Below are 15525 nucleotides of genomic sequence, written 5' to 3'. Positions count from 1 at the left end.
GGGCGGAACGCGTGACCGTCGTCACCGACCTCCGGACGCTGTTGCGCTTTCCCAACTTCAGACGGTTGCTGACCGTCCGGCTGCTCTCCCAGTTCTCCGACGGCGCGTTCCAGGTCGGGCTGGCCACCTATGTGGTCTTCTCTCCGGAGCAGCAGACCACTCCCGCCGATATCGCTGCGGCGATGGCCGTGCTGTTGCTGCCGTACTCGCTCCTCGGCCCGTTCGCCGGCGTGCTGCTCGACCGCTGGCGGCGGCGCCAGGTGCTCCTCTACGGGAATCTGCTGCGGGCGGTGATGGCCGCGGTCACCTGCGCGCTGGTGATCCAGTCCGCGCCCACCTGGCTGTTCTATCTCTCGGCGCTCTCGGTGACCGGCGTCAACCGGTTCATCCTGGCCGGCCTGTCCGCCTCACTGCCCCGTGTCGTGGACGCGGACCGGCTGGTGATCGCCAACTCCCTCTCCCCGACGGCGGGCACCATCGCGGCCACCATCGGCGGCGGCGTCACGCTGGTGACCCAGATCTTCACCCACACCGCCGTCAGCGAGGACGCACTGGCACTGATCGTCTCGGTGCTCGTCTATCTGGCCGCCGGCCTCGCCGCCGTCCGCATCCAGCGTGATCTGCTCGGCCCGGCGCCGGACGAGGTCCAGCCGCATGTCCTGGCGGCTCTCGCCTCCACCGCACGCGGACTGGTGGCCGGGCTCGGCCACCTCGCCCGCCGCCGGACCGCCTCCTGGGCGCTGGCCGGGGTGGGCCTCATGCGCTTCGGCTACGGCGCCCTGCTGGTGATGCTGCTGATGCTCGCCCGCAATCACTGGGGCAATGACGGCAACGGCGGCGGCATGACCCTGCTCGGACTCGCCGTGGCCACCACCGGAGCGGGCTTCTTCGTCGCGGCGGTCTTCACCCCCAGCGCGGTCCGGCGCTTCGGACGGCTGGGCTGGTTCGCCCTCTGCGCGGCCACCCCGGCCGTCCTGCTGGTCCCGCTGGGGCTGCCCTTCCACCCGGCGCCCATGCTGATCGCCGCGTTCATGCTCGGCCTGACCTCACAGGGCGCCAAGATCGTGACCGACACCGTGGTGCAGTCCTCGGTGGACGACGCTTTCCGGGGCCGGGTCTTCGCCCTCTACGACATGCTCTTCAATATCGCGTTCGTCGCATCGGCCGGGCTGGCCGCGCTGATGCTTCCCACGGACGGACGCTCCGTACAGCTGCTGCTGATCGTCTCCGTGCTCTTCGCCATCACCGCGGCCTTCATCTACCGGCTGCGCCGGGCCGATGTTTCACGTGAAACACGGGAGACACCGCCCCAGCCTCCGGTCAGTCCCGGGACGCCCACCACTCCTTGAGCGCGGCCACCGCCGCCTCGTGCTCCTGCGGCCCGTGCTCAAGCCGCAGCTCCAGCAGGTGCCGGTAGGCCTCGCCGATCTCGGGCCCGGGGCCGATCCCGAGGATCTCCATGATCTGGTTGCCGTCGAGGTCCGGACGGATCGCGTCCAGTTCCTCCTGCTCCTGAAGCTGAGCGATACGGCGCTCCAGGCTGTCGTAGGACTGGGAGAGCGCCAGCGCCTTCCGCTTGTTGCGCGTGGTGCAGTCGGAACGCGTCAGCTTGTGCAGCCGGTCCAGCAGCGGCCCGGCGTCGCGGACGTAGCGCCGGACCGCCGAGTCGGTCCACTCGCCCGTGCCGTAGCCGTGGAAGCGCAGATGCAGCTCCACCAGCCGGGAGACATCCTTCACCAGCTCATTGGGGTACTTGAGCTTGGTCATCCGCGCCTTGGTCATCTTGGCGCCGACCATCTCGTGGTGGTGGAAGGAGACGCGGCCGTCCTTCTCGAACCGCCGGGTCTTCGGCTTGCCGATGTCATGCAGGAGCGCCGCCAGCCGCAGAGTCAGATCGGGCCCCTCCGTCTCCAGCGCGATGGCCTGCTCCAGCACCGTCAGGCTGTGCTCGTACACGTCCTTGTGGCGGTGGTGCTCATCGCGCTCCAGCCGCAGCGCCGGCAGCTCCGGCAGGACATGACGGGCGAGCCCGGTGTCCACCAGGAGCGCCAGCCCCCGGCGCGGCCGGTCCGCCAGCACCAGCTTGTTCAGCTCGTCCCGGATCCGTTCGGCCGAGACGATGCCGATACGGTCCGCCATGGCCGTCATCGCCGCCCGCACCTCGTCGGCGACCTGGAAATCCAGCTGGGCCGCGAACCGGGCGGCCCGCAGCATCCGCAGCGGGTCGTCGGAGAACGACGCCTCGGGGGTGCCGGGGGTCCGCAGCACCTTGCGCGCCAGATCCTCCAGCCCCTGGTGCGGGTCGATGAACTCCTTGCGGGGCAGCGCCACCGCCATCGCGTTCACCGTGAAGTCACGGCGCAGCAGATCCTCCTCCAGGGAATCCCCGTAGGCGACCTCCGGCTTGCGGGAGTCCCGGTCGTACGCCTCCGACCGATAGGTGGTGATCTCCAGCTGATAGTCCTGAACGCCGTCCCCCGCGCCGGTTTGCCCGGCGTGCGGCGCCCGCTTCCGGCAGCCGACCGTGCCGAAGGCGATCCCCACCTCCCACACGGCATCAGCCCAGGGGCGTACGATCCGCAGCACGTCCTGCGGGCGGGCGTCCGTGGTGAAGTCCAGATCGTTGCCCAGCCGCCCCAGCAGCGCGTCCCGTACCGAGCCCCCCACCAGGGCCAGCGAGAAGCCCGCCGCCTCGAACCGCCTGGCGAGATCGTCGGCGATGGGGGAGACCCGCAACAGCTCACTCACGGCCTGCTGCTGCACCTGGCTGAGCACGGGGAGGGACTGCGGGGCGTGGGTGTCTTTCCTGTCGTTCGGCACAACAGCACAGCGTACGTGCCCGGCCCTGGCCGGACCGCCCCTTCCCCCGGCCGCTCCCCGGCACGGAGCCCCGTCAAGCATCGTTACCATGTGTGCGGGTTCTGGGACGAGGGAACGGGGCAATCGCGTGACAGAGGTGCCGGCGATGATCTCCCGTGCCCACAGAGACCGCCGGCCGGGTCCCGCCCTGCGCCGTGCCCGGCTGATCATCGCCTCGCTGCTGAGCCTTCTGGTGGTCCTGCCCCTGATCACCGCGCTCCAGCACGCTCCGGGCTCCGCGCCCGCCCAGGACGCCGGCACCGGGCAGCGCACCGCCACCATCTCCCTCACGGAGATCACCCCGGACGTGCCCACCGAGGGCGACACCCTCACGCTGCGCGGGACCGTCACCAACGCCGGCTCCTCCGCCATCACCGACAGCCGGCTCGCCCCGCGCACCGGGACCCTCCTGCCCGCCCGTGAGGACCTTCAGGAAGCACTGGAGCGCACCGGCTTCGCCGCCGAGCAGGACGGCCGGCTCGTCAATGAGCACGGCCAGGACATCGGCACCATCGCCCCCGGCATGTCCGCCACCTTCGACCTGCGGGTGCCGGTCTCCGCGCTGGAGCTGGGCGAGGACGGTGTCTACCAGCTGGCACTCACCCTCACCGGGCAGACCGAGGCCGAGGGCTGGGACCAGATCCTGGGCGTCGGCCGCAGCCTGCTGCCCTGGCAGCCGAGCGCGGGCGGCCCGGCTTCCGGGACCGAGCTGACGGTGCTGTGGCCGCTGATCTCCTCCACCCACCTCACCGCCGAGACCGACGCCGACGAGGAGCAGACGCCCGCCTTCCGCGACAGCTCCCTGCTCACCGACATCTCCCCCGGCGGTCGGCTGCACGAGCTGGTCACGCTCGGCGCCGACCTCCCCGTCACCTGGGTCATCGACGCCGACCTCCTCGCCTCGGTGGACGCCATGACCGAGGACTACCGCATCCACACCCCGGACGGACTCCAGCCGGGCACCGGCCAGGAAGCGGCCCGGGCCTGGCTCGCCGCCCTCCAGGACGCCGTCCAGGACGACGACGTGATCGCCCTGCCCTTCGGCGACCCCGACCTGGCCTCGCTCGCGCACCGCGGCAAGGACGTCCCCGGCGCCCTCGGCCGGCTGCGCACCGCCACCGAGGTCTCCGCCCTCACCGTCGAAACCGTCCTCGGCGTCCAGCCCAGCACCGACTTCGCCTGGCCCATCGAGGGCGCCATCGACCCGGACATCGTCTCCGTGGCCACCTCCGCGGGCGCGCACCACATCATCAGCCGCAGCGACAGCCTGCGTCCCGGCGACTCCCTCGACTACACCGCGACGGCCGCCCGGCCGATCGGCGGCGGCACCACCGCGCTGGTCGCCGACGCCACGCTCTCGACGCTCTTCGAAGCCGACATGAGCCTGCCGGCCAACGCCACCACCGCCCGCCAGCAGTTCCTCGCCGAGGCGCTCACCATCGCCCGGCAGGACCCGGGCCGGGACCGCAGCCTGCTGCTCGCCCCGCAGCGCACCCCCACCGCCGACCAGGCCCGGGCCATGGCGGAGGCGATCACCGCCCTCACCGAACACCCGCAGTGGATCTCCTTCACCGGACTCACCGAGGCCGCCGACGCCCAGCCCGACCCCGGCGCCAACCGCCAGGTGCCGGGCACCGGCGCCTACCCCGACCGGCTGCGCGACCAGGAGCTGCCCACCAGCGCCTTCCAGGAGATGCGCGAGACGCAGCGCACCCTGGACGACTTCCAGGTCATCCTGACCCGCCCCGACCGGGTCACCACCCCGTTCGGCAACGCCATCCGGCGCGAGATGTCCACCTCCTGGCGCGGCCACGCCACCGAGGCGGCCCAGTACCGGGCCACCGTGCAGAGCGACCTCACCGAGCTCACCGAGCGCGTGCACCTGATCCAGAAGACGCGGATCACGCTCTCCGGCCGGAGCGCCACCATCCCCATCTCGGTCCAGAACAACCTGGTCCAGGGCGTGCAGAACCTGGAGCTGCGGCTCACCTCCAGCCGCAAGATCGGCCTGGAGGTCGGCGACCCGCAGCAGGTCACCGTCAACGGCGGTCACAGCGCCTCGGTGAAGTTCTCCACCACCGCCCGCGCCAACGGCCTCACCTACCTGGAAGCCCAGCTGTACACGGCGGACGGCAAGCCCTACGGCAAGCCCATGCGCTTCCAGGCCCAGGTCACCTCCATCACCTCCGCCGTGCTGATGGTGATCGCCGGCGGTCTGCTCCTGGTGGTCCTGGCCGGGGTCCGCATGTACACCAAGCGCAAGCGCGCCGCCCGCCCCGCCGACGAGGCGCCGGACGGTGCCGTGCCGGCGGGTGAGAGCGGCACCGACACCGGTGACGACGGCACCGGCACCCCTCCCGATGGTGAGAGGGTGGATCGAAGCGAGTGAGCCGGACTCCGGCCCGGAACCAGAGGTGGGGTAACGATGCAAGCGCCGTACGACCGTGAAGGCGGCCAGGCACAGGGGGACGGCGACCCGCAACCCGGCCCGTATCCCCCGGGGCCCTATCCCCACCCGCAGCAGCCGTACCACCAGCAGCAGCACCAGGAGCCCTACGCCCCCCGCGACCCCCAGGGCTGGTCCGGCGCGCCCGCACAGCAGCCGCCGTACCACCAGCAGCAGCCGCACCACCCCCAGCAGCACCAGCAGTACCCCTCCCAGCAGCCGCAGCCGTCCCAGCCGCAGCCGCCGTCGCAGGACGCCTTCGCCCACCTCTTCCGCGACCAGCAGAGCCCGGCCGGCCCCGGAACCCCACCGGGCCACGGCACCGGCTACCCGGCCCAGCCCACCCCGCCGCCCGCCGCCGGCGCCCCGGCCACCACCCAGCAGCAGCCACCGGCACCCGCCCCGACCCCGCCACCGGCCCCCAAGCGCGGCGGCAAGGCCGCCGGGATACTGCGCTCCAGCGCGATCATGGCCGCCGGCACCCTGGTCTCCCGGCTCACCGGCTTCGTCCGCCAGCTCGTCCTGGTCGCCGCCCTGGGCGCCGCCGTCCTCGGTGACACCTACACCGTCGCCTGGGCGCTGCCCTCGATGATCTACATCCTGACCATCGGCGGCGGCCTCAACTCCGTCTTCGTCCCCCAGCTGGTCCGGGCGATGAAGAACGACGACGACGGCGGCGACGCCTACGCCAACCGGCTGCTCACCCTGGTGATGGTCGTCCTCGGCGGCCTGGTGATCGCCGCCGTCCTGGCCGCCCCGCTGCTGATCCGGATGATGTCCGCCAAGATCGCGGACGACCCGGCGGCCAACGAGGTGGCCATCACCTTCGCCCGCTACTTCCTGCCCACGATCTTCTTCATGGGCGTCCACGTGGTCATGGGCCAGATCCTCAACGCCCGCGACTCCTTCGGCCCCATGATGTGGACCCCGGTCCTCAACAACATCGTGGTGATCTTCACCTTCGGCATGTTCCTGTGGGTCTACGGCACCCAGCGCAGCTCCGAACTCGGCGTCACCACCATCACCCCCGAAGGCGTCCGGCTGCTCGGCGTCGGCACCCTGCTCGGTCTCGTCGTCCAGGCGCTGGCGATGATCCCCTATCTGCGCGCCGCCGGCTTCCGCGTCAGGCTCCGCTTCGACTGGCGCGGCCACGGCCTGGGCAAGGCCGCCCGGCTCGCGAAGTGGACCGTGCTGTTCGTCTTCGCCAACCAGGCCGGACTCGTGGTCATCACCCAGTTCGCCACCTGGGCCGGCGAGAACGCCGAACGCGCCGGATACCCCGGCACCGGATTCATCGCCTACAACAGCGCCCTGCTGATCTGGCAGATGCCGCAGGCCATCATCACCGTCTCCGTGATGGCCGCCCTGCTGCCCCGCATCTCGCGCTCCGCCGCCGACGGCGACACCGCCGCCGTCCGCGACGACCTCTCGCACGGACTGCGCACCTCGGCGGTCGCCATCGTGCCGATCGGCTTCGCCTTCGTCGCCCTCGGCATCCCCATGTGCACCCTGCTCTTCGGCTCGGCCGGCGACGAAGGAGCCCGCTCCTTCGGCTACATCCTCATGGCCTTCGGACTCGGCCTGATCCCCTTCTCCGCCCAGTACGTCGTCCTGCGCGCCTTCTACGCCTACGAGGACACCCGCACCCCCTTCTACAACACGGTGATCGTCTCGGCCGCCTGGATCGTGCTGTCCGCCGTGTGCTTCGTCACTCTCCCCGACCGCTGGGTCGTGGCCGGCATCGCGTTCAGTTACGGCATCGCCTACACGCTCGGCGTCTCGGTCGCCTGGCGCCGGCTGCGCGCCCGGATGAACACCGACCTCGACGGCGCCCGCGTGGTGCGCACCTACATCCGGCTCGCCGGTGCCAGCATCCCCGCCGCCCTCCTCGGCGGCGGCGCCGGATACGCCATCACCGGCGCCCTCGGCCACGGAGTCATCGGCTCGCTCGCCGCCCTCGCCGGCGGCGGAGCCGTCCTCCTGGTGGTCTTCTACCTCACCGCCCGCCGGATGCGGGTCGAGGAACTGACCGCCATGGTCGGCATGGTCCGCTCCCGGCTGGGCCGTTGACCCCCGGCGCCCCGCCATCACCAAACGTGGCGGGGCGCTCGGCCACCGGCCGCCGGCCACCCCCTGTACAACCTCTGGCCGCACTCACATGTCGTGCAGGGTGACGGACTACCGGCACAATGAGACAGGCAGTGTCACCAGCGGCAGCCAACACGGGGAGGCGGATTCAGCGGTGGCGGAACGGAGCACGGCGACCAGCCCTCCGCAGCGCACGACGCGCGACGCGGAGCAGGCGGCACACGCCGACACGGCCACACCCCCGGCGCCCTCCCGCGCCACGGAACCGCACAGCGGCCACAGACTCGCCAAGCGGTACCGGCTCGAAGAGTGCATCACCCGGCTGGACGGGTTCAGCAGCTGGCGCGCCGTCGACGAGAAACTCCGCCGCGCCGTGGGCGTCCACGTGCTGCCGGCCGACCACGACCGGGCCGCCTCCGTCATCTCCGCCGCCCGCTCCTCCGCCCTCCTGGGCGACCCCCGCTTCGTCCAGGTGCTGGACGCCGTCGAAGAGACCGACGTCGTCTGGGTCATCCACGAGTGGCTTCCCGACGCCACCCCGCTCAGCACCGTGCTGCAGAGCGGCCCGCTGGACGCCCACGAAGCCCACGCCCTCGTCAGCCAGGTCTCCCAGGCCATGGCCGCCTCCCACCGCGAAGGGCTCGCCCATCTGCGGCTCACCCCCGCCACCGTGCTGCGCACGGGCACCGGCCAGTTCCGGATCCGCGGGCTGGCCGTCGACGCCGCCCTGCGCGGCATCAGCTCCGAGCACCCCCAGCGCACCGACACCGAGGCCATCGGCGCCCTCCTGTACGCCGCGCTCACCCAGCGCTGGCCCTACGGCGAGGGTGGCTATGGCCTCAATGGAGTAACGGGCCTCAGCAAAAGTTCCAAGGAGTCCCTGGCCGCCCCGGACCAGGTACGGGCCGGGGTGCACCGGGGCCTCTCCGAGCTGGCGATGCGCGCCATGGTCAACGACGGCGCCACCGCCACCAGCCAGCAGCAGCCCTGCACCACCCCCGAGGAACTGTCCCGGGCGATCGCGGCCCTGCCCCGCATCCCCGCCCCCGAGCCGCCCCCGGTCGACCTCGCCGGCTACCAGCGCACCACCTACCAGCGCGGTTCGCTGGGCGCCGGCTCCCACGGCGCGCCGCTGCCGCAGCACGCCCCGCCGCCGCCCGCACCGCCGACGCTGCCCGGCCGCACCGGGGCCGCGCTCAAGTGGGGGGTCTCCGCCCTGCTCATCGCCGCGCTGGCGCTCGCCAGCTGGCAGCTGGCCGACGCGCTCCTCGAAGGGGACGCCCCGCCCGACCCACCCGCCAAGAGCGCTCCGCCGGTGTCCGAGGAAGAAGTAGCCGGCCCGGAGCTGTACCCGATCGTCGAGGCCGTCGAATTCGACCCGGCCGTCCCCGGCGGATCGCAGAACCCCGAAACCGTGCCCAACGCCTTCGACGGGGACCCGGACACGTTCTGGCACACCAAGAACTTCTACGGCTACTCCACGTTCGGCAATCTCAAGGACGGGCTCGGCCTCATCCTCGACCTGGGCGAACCGAAGACCGTGGAAACCCTCACCGTGCAGACCGTCGGGGACACCGCGCTGGAGTTCCGGGCGGCCGGCCCCGCTGTCAGCACCCGCCCCTCGCAGCTCGACGACTTCGAGCTGGTCGCCCAGGGCAGCGGCAGCTCGCACACCCTGACGGCCGAAGAGCCCGTGACGACACGGTTTATTCTCGTCTGGATGACGGACCTGCCGATGGGAAGCGACGGCAACTACCGTGGCCGCATCAGCGAGATCACGGTTTCCGGCTGACCGCTCGCCTCCCGACCACATCAGCCGGGCCGGCCGCACCCGTACCGACAGAAGGGGAGGATCCGCCGTGGGCAAGCGCACGCGACGCGTCCCCTCCACGCCCGCGGCCGGCGACGGCCCCAGCGACAAGGAACTGCTCGCCCAGCACGCGGCCGGCGATCCGGACGCCTTCAGCGAACTGGTACGCCGCCACCGTGACCGGCTGTGGGCCGTCGCCGTCCGCACCCTCGGCGACCGCGAGGAAGCCGCGGACGCCGTCCAGGACGCTCTGGTCTCGGCCTACCGGGCCGCCCACACCTTCCGCGGCCAGTCCGCCGTCACCACCTGGCTGCACCGGATCACCGTGAACGCCTGCCTGGACCGGCTCCGCAAGGCCAAGAGCCGCCGCGCCACCCCCGTGCCCGAGCCGCAGCGGCTGGAGGCCCTGCTGGAACCGCACGAGTCCGCGGCGGCCCCCGCCGAACGCCAGGACCTGCGCCGGCAGCTCCGGCGGGCCCTGGAGGTCCTGCCACCCGAGCAGCGCGCGGCCCTGGTCCTCGTCGACATGCAGGGCTATCCGGTCGCCGAAGCGGCCGAGATCCTCCAGATCCCCGTCGGCACCATCAAGAGCCGCTGCGCCCGGGCCAGGGCCCGGCTCCTGCCGCTCGTCAGCCATCTCAATCCCCGCAGCGCCCAGAACGACTCTCCTCCGGACACCGCGGGCAGGAACCGGACACCAGGTACATCCGTCCCACCTCCCAGAGATACCGGAGAGAATGGGGTCGTGCGGGGTGGAGGCGGACACACATGACCGAGATGCATCCCGAGCCCGCTGATATCGCGGCTCTCGACGAAGATCTGCACCCGCCGGCCGAGGCTCGCCGACTGCGGGAGCACCTGGCCGGCTGCCCGGAGTGCGCGCAGATCCAGCAGGAGCTCCAACTGCTGCGCCAGGAGCTGACCCAACTGCCCGCCCCGGAGATGCCTCCGGAGGTCGCGGCCCGCATCGACGCCGCCCTGGCCGCCGAGGCCGCCGCCACCCCCGCGCGGGTCAGCCGCTTCCGCGCCCTTGTTTCACGTGAAACCGGACGTCGGCCCCACCTCGCCCTGGCCGCCGTCGGCACGGTGGTGGCCGTGGGACTTGGCACCCTGCTGGTACAGAACCTCCAGGGCGGCGACCACGGCTCCACCGCCGATCTCGCCATCGAGGCGGACGCCGCGGGGTCCGAGGACGCCCTGGAGAACCAGGTGCGGGAGCTTCTGGCCGAGGCGGAGGTCCCGCAGTACGCCGAGATCCTGGAGTCCGCCGACACCGGCTCCGTCTCCGGGGAGACCGATCAGCGACCCGGCACCCCCTCCCCCGAGACCACGGAGGCGGCCGAACCGGACCCCGGCGAGGAGTACGGCGCCGTGTCCGCGCCCCTCCCGTCCTGCGTCGAGTCGGCCATCGGCCGCACCGAGGACCCCCTGGTGGCCGAGGCGGAGCGCTACCAGGGCACCGACGCCTATCTCGTGGTGCTCCCGCACTCCGCCGATCCGCTGCGCGTCGACGCCTATGTGGTGGACGCCGACTGCGTGAGCGCTTCCCCCTCCGTCGAGGGCGAAGTCCTGGTCAAGGAGAGCTACCCGCTCGACGAGTAACCCCTTGGGGGCACTGACCCGTCGGGAATGTCTGGGACCCTAGGATCTGTTACTGGACTGTGGACCCCACCCGGGGCCCTGGGTGAGTGCCCCGAGACAAGGAAGAATTCCGTGAGCGACGTCCGAAACGTGATCATCATCGGCTCCGGACCCGCGGGCTACACCGCCGCGCTCTATACCGCCCGCGCGTCCCTCAAGCCGCTGGTCTTCGAAGGCGCGGTGACGGCGGGCGGCGCGCTGATGAACACCACCGAGGTGGAGAACTTCCCCGGCTTCAAGGACGGGATCATGGGCCCGGACCTGATGGACGGGATGCGGGCCCAGGCCGAGCGGTTCGGCGCCGAGCTGGTCCCGGACGACATCGTCGCCGTGGACCTCAGCGGGGAGATCAAGACGGTCACCGACACCGCCGGCACCGTCCACCCGGCCAAGGCGATCATCGTGGCCACCGGGTCCCAGCACCGCAAGCTCGGACTGCCCAACGAGGACGAGCTGTCCGGCCGGGGTGTCTCCTACTGCGCCACCTGCGACGGCTTCTTCTTCCGCGAGCAGAACATCGCCGTCATCGGCGGCGGTGACACCGCCCTGGAGGAGGCCACCTTCCTCTCCCGCTTCGCCAGCACCGTCACCGTGGTCCACCGCCGGGACACCCTGCGGGCCTCCAAGGCCATGCAGGAGCGTGCCTTCGCCGACCCGAAGATCACCTTCCTGTGGGACAGCGAGGTCGCCGAAATCCAGGGCGACGGCAAGCTCTCCGGGCTGAAGATCCGCTCCACCACCACCGGCGAGCTCTCCGACCTCCCCGCGACCGGCCTGTTCGTGGCCATCGGCCACGACCCCCGGGTGGAACTGTTCAAGGGCGTCCTCGACCTGGACGAGCAGGGCTACCTCAAGGTCGAGGCCCCCTCGACCCGCACCAACATCCCCGGGGTGTTCGCCGCCGGCGACGTGGTCGACCACACCTACCGCCAGGCCATCACCGCCGCCGGCACGGGCTGTGCCGCCGCCCTGGACGCCGAACGCTACCTGGCGGCACTCAGCCACACCGAAGCCGCCGAAGCCGTCCAGTCGTAACGCCACCACCCACGCCCAGCACAAAGGAGAACCACCATGGCGGATGCCAAGACCCCCGAGAAGGCCACCATCACCGTGACCGACGCGGACTTCGAAGAGAAGGTCCTGCAGAGCGACAAGCCGGTCCTGGTCGACTTCTGGGCCGAGTGGTGCGGCCCGTGCCGGCAGATCGCCCCCGCCCTGGAGGCCATCGCCGCCGAGCACGGCGACAAGCTCACCATCGCCAAGCTCAACACCGACGAGAACCCGGCCACCACCGCGAAGTACGGTGTGCTCTCCATCCCGCTGCTGAACGTCTACCAGAACGGCGAGATCGTGAAGTCGATCGTCGGCGCCAAGCCCAAGGCCGCCCTGGAGCGTGACCTCGCCGACTTCATCGGCTGAGCACTCCCCACCGGCGCCGGATCACCGGCCCATGCGAGAGGGCCCGCTGTTTCACGTGAAACAGCGGGCCCTCTCGTCGTACCGGAGCAGGAGGGGAAGGATCAGCCCTCGTCCTCCTCCTGCAACTGCTGCTCCAGCACCCGGCCCTCACCGGGAGCCAGCTGACCGAGGATACGCTCCAGGTCTTCCATCGAGGCGAACTCCACCACGATCTTCCCCTTCTTCTGCCCGAGATCGACCTTCACCCGGGTGTCGAAGCGGTCCGAGAGCCGGCCGGCCAGACCGTCCAGCGCCGGCGAGATGAGCTTCCCGGCCCGGGGCTTGCGGTGCCGCCCACCGCCCTTGGCGGCAGCCGCCTGCACACTGACGATCTCCTCGACCGCCCGCACCGACAGCCCCTCCGCCACGATGCGGCGAGCCAGCTTGTCCTGCTCCTCCGAGTCCTCCACCGAGAGCAGCGCCCGCGCATGCCCGGCGGACAGCACACCGGCCGCCACCCGGCGCTGCACCCGCGGCGAGAGCCGCAGCAGCCGCAAGGTGTTGGACACCTGCGGACGCGAACGGCCGATCCGATCGGCCAGCTCGTCATGGGTGCACTTGAAGTCCCGCAGGAGCTGGTCGTACGCCGCCGCCTCTTCCAGCGGATTCAGCTGGGCCCGGTGGAGGTTCTCCAGCAGGGCGTCCAGCAGCAGCTTGTCGTCCTCGGTCGCCCGGACGATCGCGGGGATCGCCTCCAGACCGGCGTCCCGGCACGCGCGCCACCGGCGCTCGCCCATGATCAGCTCATAGCGCTCCGCACCGAGCTGTCGCACCACCACCGGCTGGAGCAGCCCCACCTCCTTGATGGAGGTGACCAGTTCGGCCAGCGCGTCCTCGTCGAAGACCTCACGCGGCTGACGCGGATTGGGGGTGATGGCGTCCAGCGGCAGCTCCGCGAAGTGCGCACCCGCCACCGTCCCGGCCGGCTCCCGCACCTCCGGCACGACCGGCTCGGCGGCGGGAGCGGGGATCTCGCCGAACACCTCGGTGTCCGGCAGCGACGTCACCTTGGCCGCCGCGATCCCGCGCTCGGGGGCCAGCACCGGCACCGCGCTGGGCGAGGTGGTGCCACCCTGCTCCACCGTCGGTGTGGCGGTCTCCGCGCTGGGCGCGGCGGGAATCAGCGCGCCCAGCCCGCGTCCCAGACCCCTGCGTCGTTCACTCACTGATGAATCCCCTCATGCTGCCGTGGAATGGGTCCCCGCAGGGCAATCTCCCGAGCCGCCTCCAGATAGGACAGCGAGCCACTGGAACCCGGGTCGTACGTCAGGACCGTCTGCCCATAGCTGGGCGCCTCGGAGATCCGCACCGAGCGCGGAATGTTGGTCCGCAGCACCTCCTTGCCGAAGTGCCCGCGCACCTCCTCCGCCACCTGCGACGCCAGCCGGGTCCGGCCGTCGTACATCGTCAGCAGGATGGTGGAGACATGCAGCTCCGGGTTGAGGTGCCCGCGCACCAGCTCCACGTTCCGCAGCAACTGGCCCAGGCCCTCCAGCGCGTAGTACTCGCACTGGATCGGGATGACCACCTCGGCACCGGCCACCATGGCGTTGACCGTCAGCAGCCCCAGCGAGGGCGGGCAGTCCACGAAGATGTAGTCCAGCGGCTGCTCATAGGCGCTGATGGCCCGCTGGAGCCGGCTCTCCCGCGCCACCACGGACACCAGCTCGATCTCCGCACCGGCCAGGTCGATGGTGGCCGGGGCACAGAAGAGACCCTCGATGTCCCGGACGGGCTGCACCACTTCGGACAGCGGGCGGCTGTCGATGAGCACGTCGTAGATGGAGGGGACCTCGGCATGGTGATCGATGCCCAGCGCGGTGCTGGCGTTGCCCTGCGGATCGAGGTCGATGACCAGCACCCGCGCCCCGTGCAGGGCGAGCGAGGCGGCCAGGTTCACGGTGGTGGTGGTCTTGCCGACGCCGCCCTTCTGGTTGGCGACGATCATGATGCGGGTCCGCTCCGGGCGGGGCAGCCCACCGCCGGCCCGGTACATGGCCGCGACGGTCTGCTGGGCCGCCCTGCCCACCGGGGCATCGGCCGCAGCCGGTGCGGTGTGGGCGATGTCAACGGCACCGCCCGGCGCGTCCGCCGGCTCGGACCGGGGGCCGGGGACCGGATCGGCCGTCGGCCCAGCGATATTGGCGTCGGACCGCAATGGTTCACTCTCCTCGACATGCGAAGGCTCCGTGGAGTCAAAGCCTGCCATGTCTCGGGGGTCATGAACCAGCGAGGCCCGATTACGTGTGGACAACTCGGGGGGTGTGGATACCTCGGTCACCCGTTTGGCTGGTGCCGACGACTTACGGTCGCGCGGTCCGGTGGCTGCGCGACCACGGCTGATGATCCCGTGCAGCAGTGAGCGGCGTTTCACGTGAAACACGATGCCCACGCCGCGATCCCCGCGGCCGGGCGACACTCCGTACCCGGGATATCTTCAGCTCTTTTACCCGGTTCGGAGGAATCCGGCCGCGAGAATCCGCTCAGCGTCCCCGGCGACTGCCCCGGTTGCCCCGGCCCGGCCAGTTGTCCCGGCCACCCCGCTGGGATCGCGACGCCTTGGCCCGCTTCGCCGCGAACCGCACACCGCCGGGGCTCTCCCCGACCTCGACCCGCACCACCGTGGACAGCGGGTCCACCAGACCCTCGCCCACCTGCAGCACCGAGGTCTCCACCACGCCCAGCTTCCCGAGCGCCGCCCGGGCCGACTTCAGCTCCTGCTCCGCCGTGTCGCCCTTGATGGCCAGCATCTCGCCGTACGGCCGCAGCAGCGGCACACCCCAGCCGGCCAGCCGGTCCAGCGGGGCCACCGCCCGCGCCGTGACCACATGCACCGGGGTGAAGCTCCCCAGCACCTCCTCCGCCCGGCCCCGGACCACGTTCACATGGTCGAGGCCCAGCAGCTCCACCACTTCCTGGAGGAAGTTGGTGCGCCGCAGCAGCGGCTCCAGCAGCGTGATCTCCAGATCCGGCCGCACCAGCGCCAGCGGGATACCGGGCAGACCGGCCCCGGAGCCGACATCGCAGACCGTCACCCCCTCGGGGACGACCTCCGACAGCACCGCGCAGTTCAGCAGGTGGCGCTCCCACAGCCGGGGCACCTCACGGGGGCCGATCAGCCCCCGGCGCACCCCGGCGTCGGCCAGCAGCTCGGCGTACCGCACCGCGTCCGCCAGCCGGTCCCCGAAGACATCTCCCGCCGCCTCCGGCGGGGCCGGCAGCT

The 15525-nt window shown here is 71.5% G+C and carries 12 protein-coding genes; 8 read left to right on the top strand and 4 right to left on the bottom strand.

Translation table 11 applies throughout. The annotated features are described in order from the left end of the window. The first annotated feature begins 11 nt into the window (after positions 1–11). Positions 12–1349, top strand: a complete 1338-nt coding sequence (locus BM385_RS12930; protein ID WP_093843124.1) for an MFS transporter — start codon at positions 12–14, stop codon at positions 1347–1349. Here the strand turns inward: BM385_RS12930 and BM385_RS12925 are convergent. After that, positions 1321–2901 (bottom strand): CCA tRNA nucleotidyltransferase, encoded by a 1581-nt coding sequence (locus BM385_RS12925; RefSeq protein ID WP_086024425.1) that lies wholly within the window; start codon positions 2899–2901, stop codon positions 1321–1323. The two genes, BM385_RS12930 and BM385_RS12925, sit on opposite strands and share 29 nt — an antisense overlap. Positions 2902–2965: 64 nt before the next feature. On the opposite strand from BM385_RS12925, the gene BM385_RS12920 reads away from it, so the two are divergent. From BM385_RS12920 to trxA, 7 genes are all read left to right on the top strand, one after another. Beyond that, positions 2966–5248 carry a DUF6049 family protein gene (locus tag BM385_RS12920; protein WP_093843123.1) on the top strand — a complete coding sequence of 761 codons (2283 nt, stop codon included), beginning with the start codon at positions 2966–2968 and terminating at the stop codon, positions 5246–5248. 36 nt (positions 5249–5284) lie between these two features. Next, complete coding sequence (gene murJ, locus BM385_RS12915; protein WP_093843122.1) at positions 5285–7375, top strand: murein biosynthesis integral membrane protein MurJ; 2091 nt, start codon at positions 5285–5287, stop codon at positions 7373–7375. 172 nt (positions 7376–7547) lie between these two features. Further along, positions 7548–9185 (top strand): protein kinase family protein, encoded by a 1638-nt coding sequence (locus BM385_RS12910; protein WP_019432188.1) that lies wholly within the window; start codon positions 7548–7550, stop codon positions 9183–9185. Positions 9186–9252: 67 nt separating this feature from the next. Continuing rightward, positions 9253–9975 (top strand): RNA polymerase sigma factor SigM, encoded by a 723-nt coding sequence (gene sigM, locus BM385_RS12905; protein WP_019432187.1) that lies wholly within the window; start codon positions 9253–9255, stop codon positions 9973–9975. Beyond that, entirely contained in the window at positions 9972–10805 is an 834-nt protein-coding gene (locus BM385_RS12900; protein WP_093843121.1) for an anti-sigma factor family protein, read from the top strand. Before sigM ends, BM385_RS12900 begins: the two co-directional genes overlap by 4 nt. A 111-nt stretch (positions 10806–10916) precedes the next feature. Then, positions 10917–11879 carry a thioredoxin-disulfide reductase gene (gene trxB, locus BM385_RS12895; protein ID WP_093843120.1) on the top strand — a complete coding sequence of 321 codons (963 nt, stop codon included), beginning with the start codon at positions 10917–10919 and terminating at the stop codon, positions 11877–11879. A 36-nt stretch (positions 11880–11915) separates the two neighbouring features. Beyond that, positions 11916–12263, top strand: a complete 348-nt coding sequence (trxA, locus tag BM385_RS12890; RefSeq protein WP_019432184.1) for a thioredoxin — start codon at positions 11916–11918, stop codon at positions 12261–12263. 101 nt (positions 12264–12364) lie between these two features. Here trxA and BM385_RS12885 read toward each other — a convergent pair whose 3' ends face one another. The 3 genes from BM385_RS12885 to rsmG form a co-directional block, all read right to left on the bottom strand. Further along, on the bottom strand, positions 12365–13468 hold the full coding sequence (locus tag BM385_RS12885) for a ParB/RepB/Spo0J family partition protein (RefSeq protein ID WP_019432183.1): 1104 nt from the start codon (positions 13466–13468) through the stop codon (positions 12365–12367). Next, on the bottom strand, positions 13465–14511 hold the full coding sequence (locus BM385_RS12880; protein WP_078575807.1) for a ParA family protein: 1047 nt from the start codon (positions 14509–14511) through the stop codon (positions 13465–13467). Before BM385_RS12880 ends, BM385_RS12885 begins: the two co-directional genes overlap by 4 nt. A 274-nt stretch (positions 14512–14785) precedes the next feature. Then, positions 14786–15523 (bottom strand): 16S rRNA (guanine(527)-N(7))-methyltransferase RsmG, encoded by a 738-nt coding sequence (gene rsmG, locus BM385_RS12875; protein ID WP_086024429.1) that lies wholly within the window; start codon positions 15521–15523, stop codon positions 14786–14788. Positions 15524–15525 lie beyond the last annotated feature (2 nt).

Origin of the sequence: Streptomyces harbinensis (assembly GCF_900116145.1) — a bacterium.
GTDB lineage: Bacteria > Actinomycetota > Actinomycetes > Streptomycetales > Streptomycetaceae > Streptomyces > Streptomyces carpaticus.
This window is presented reverse-complemented; position numbering and strand designations above follow the sequence as displayed.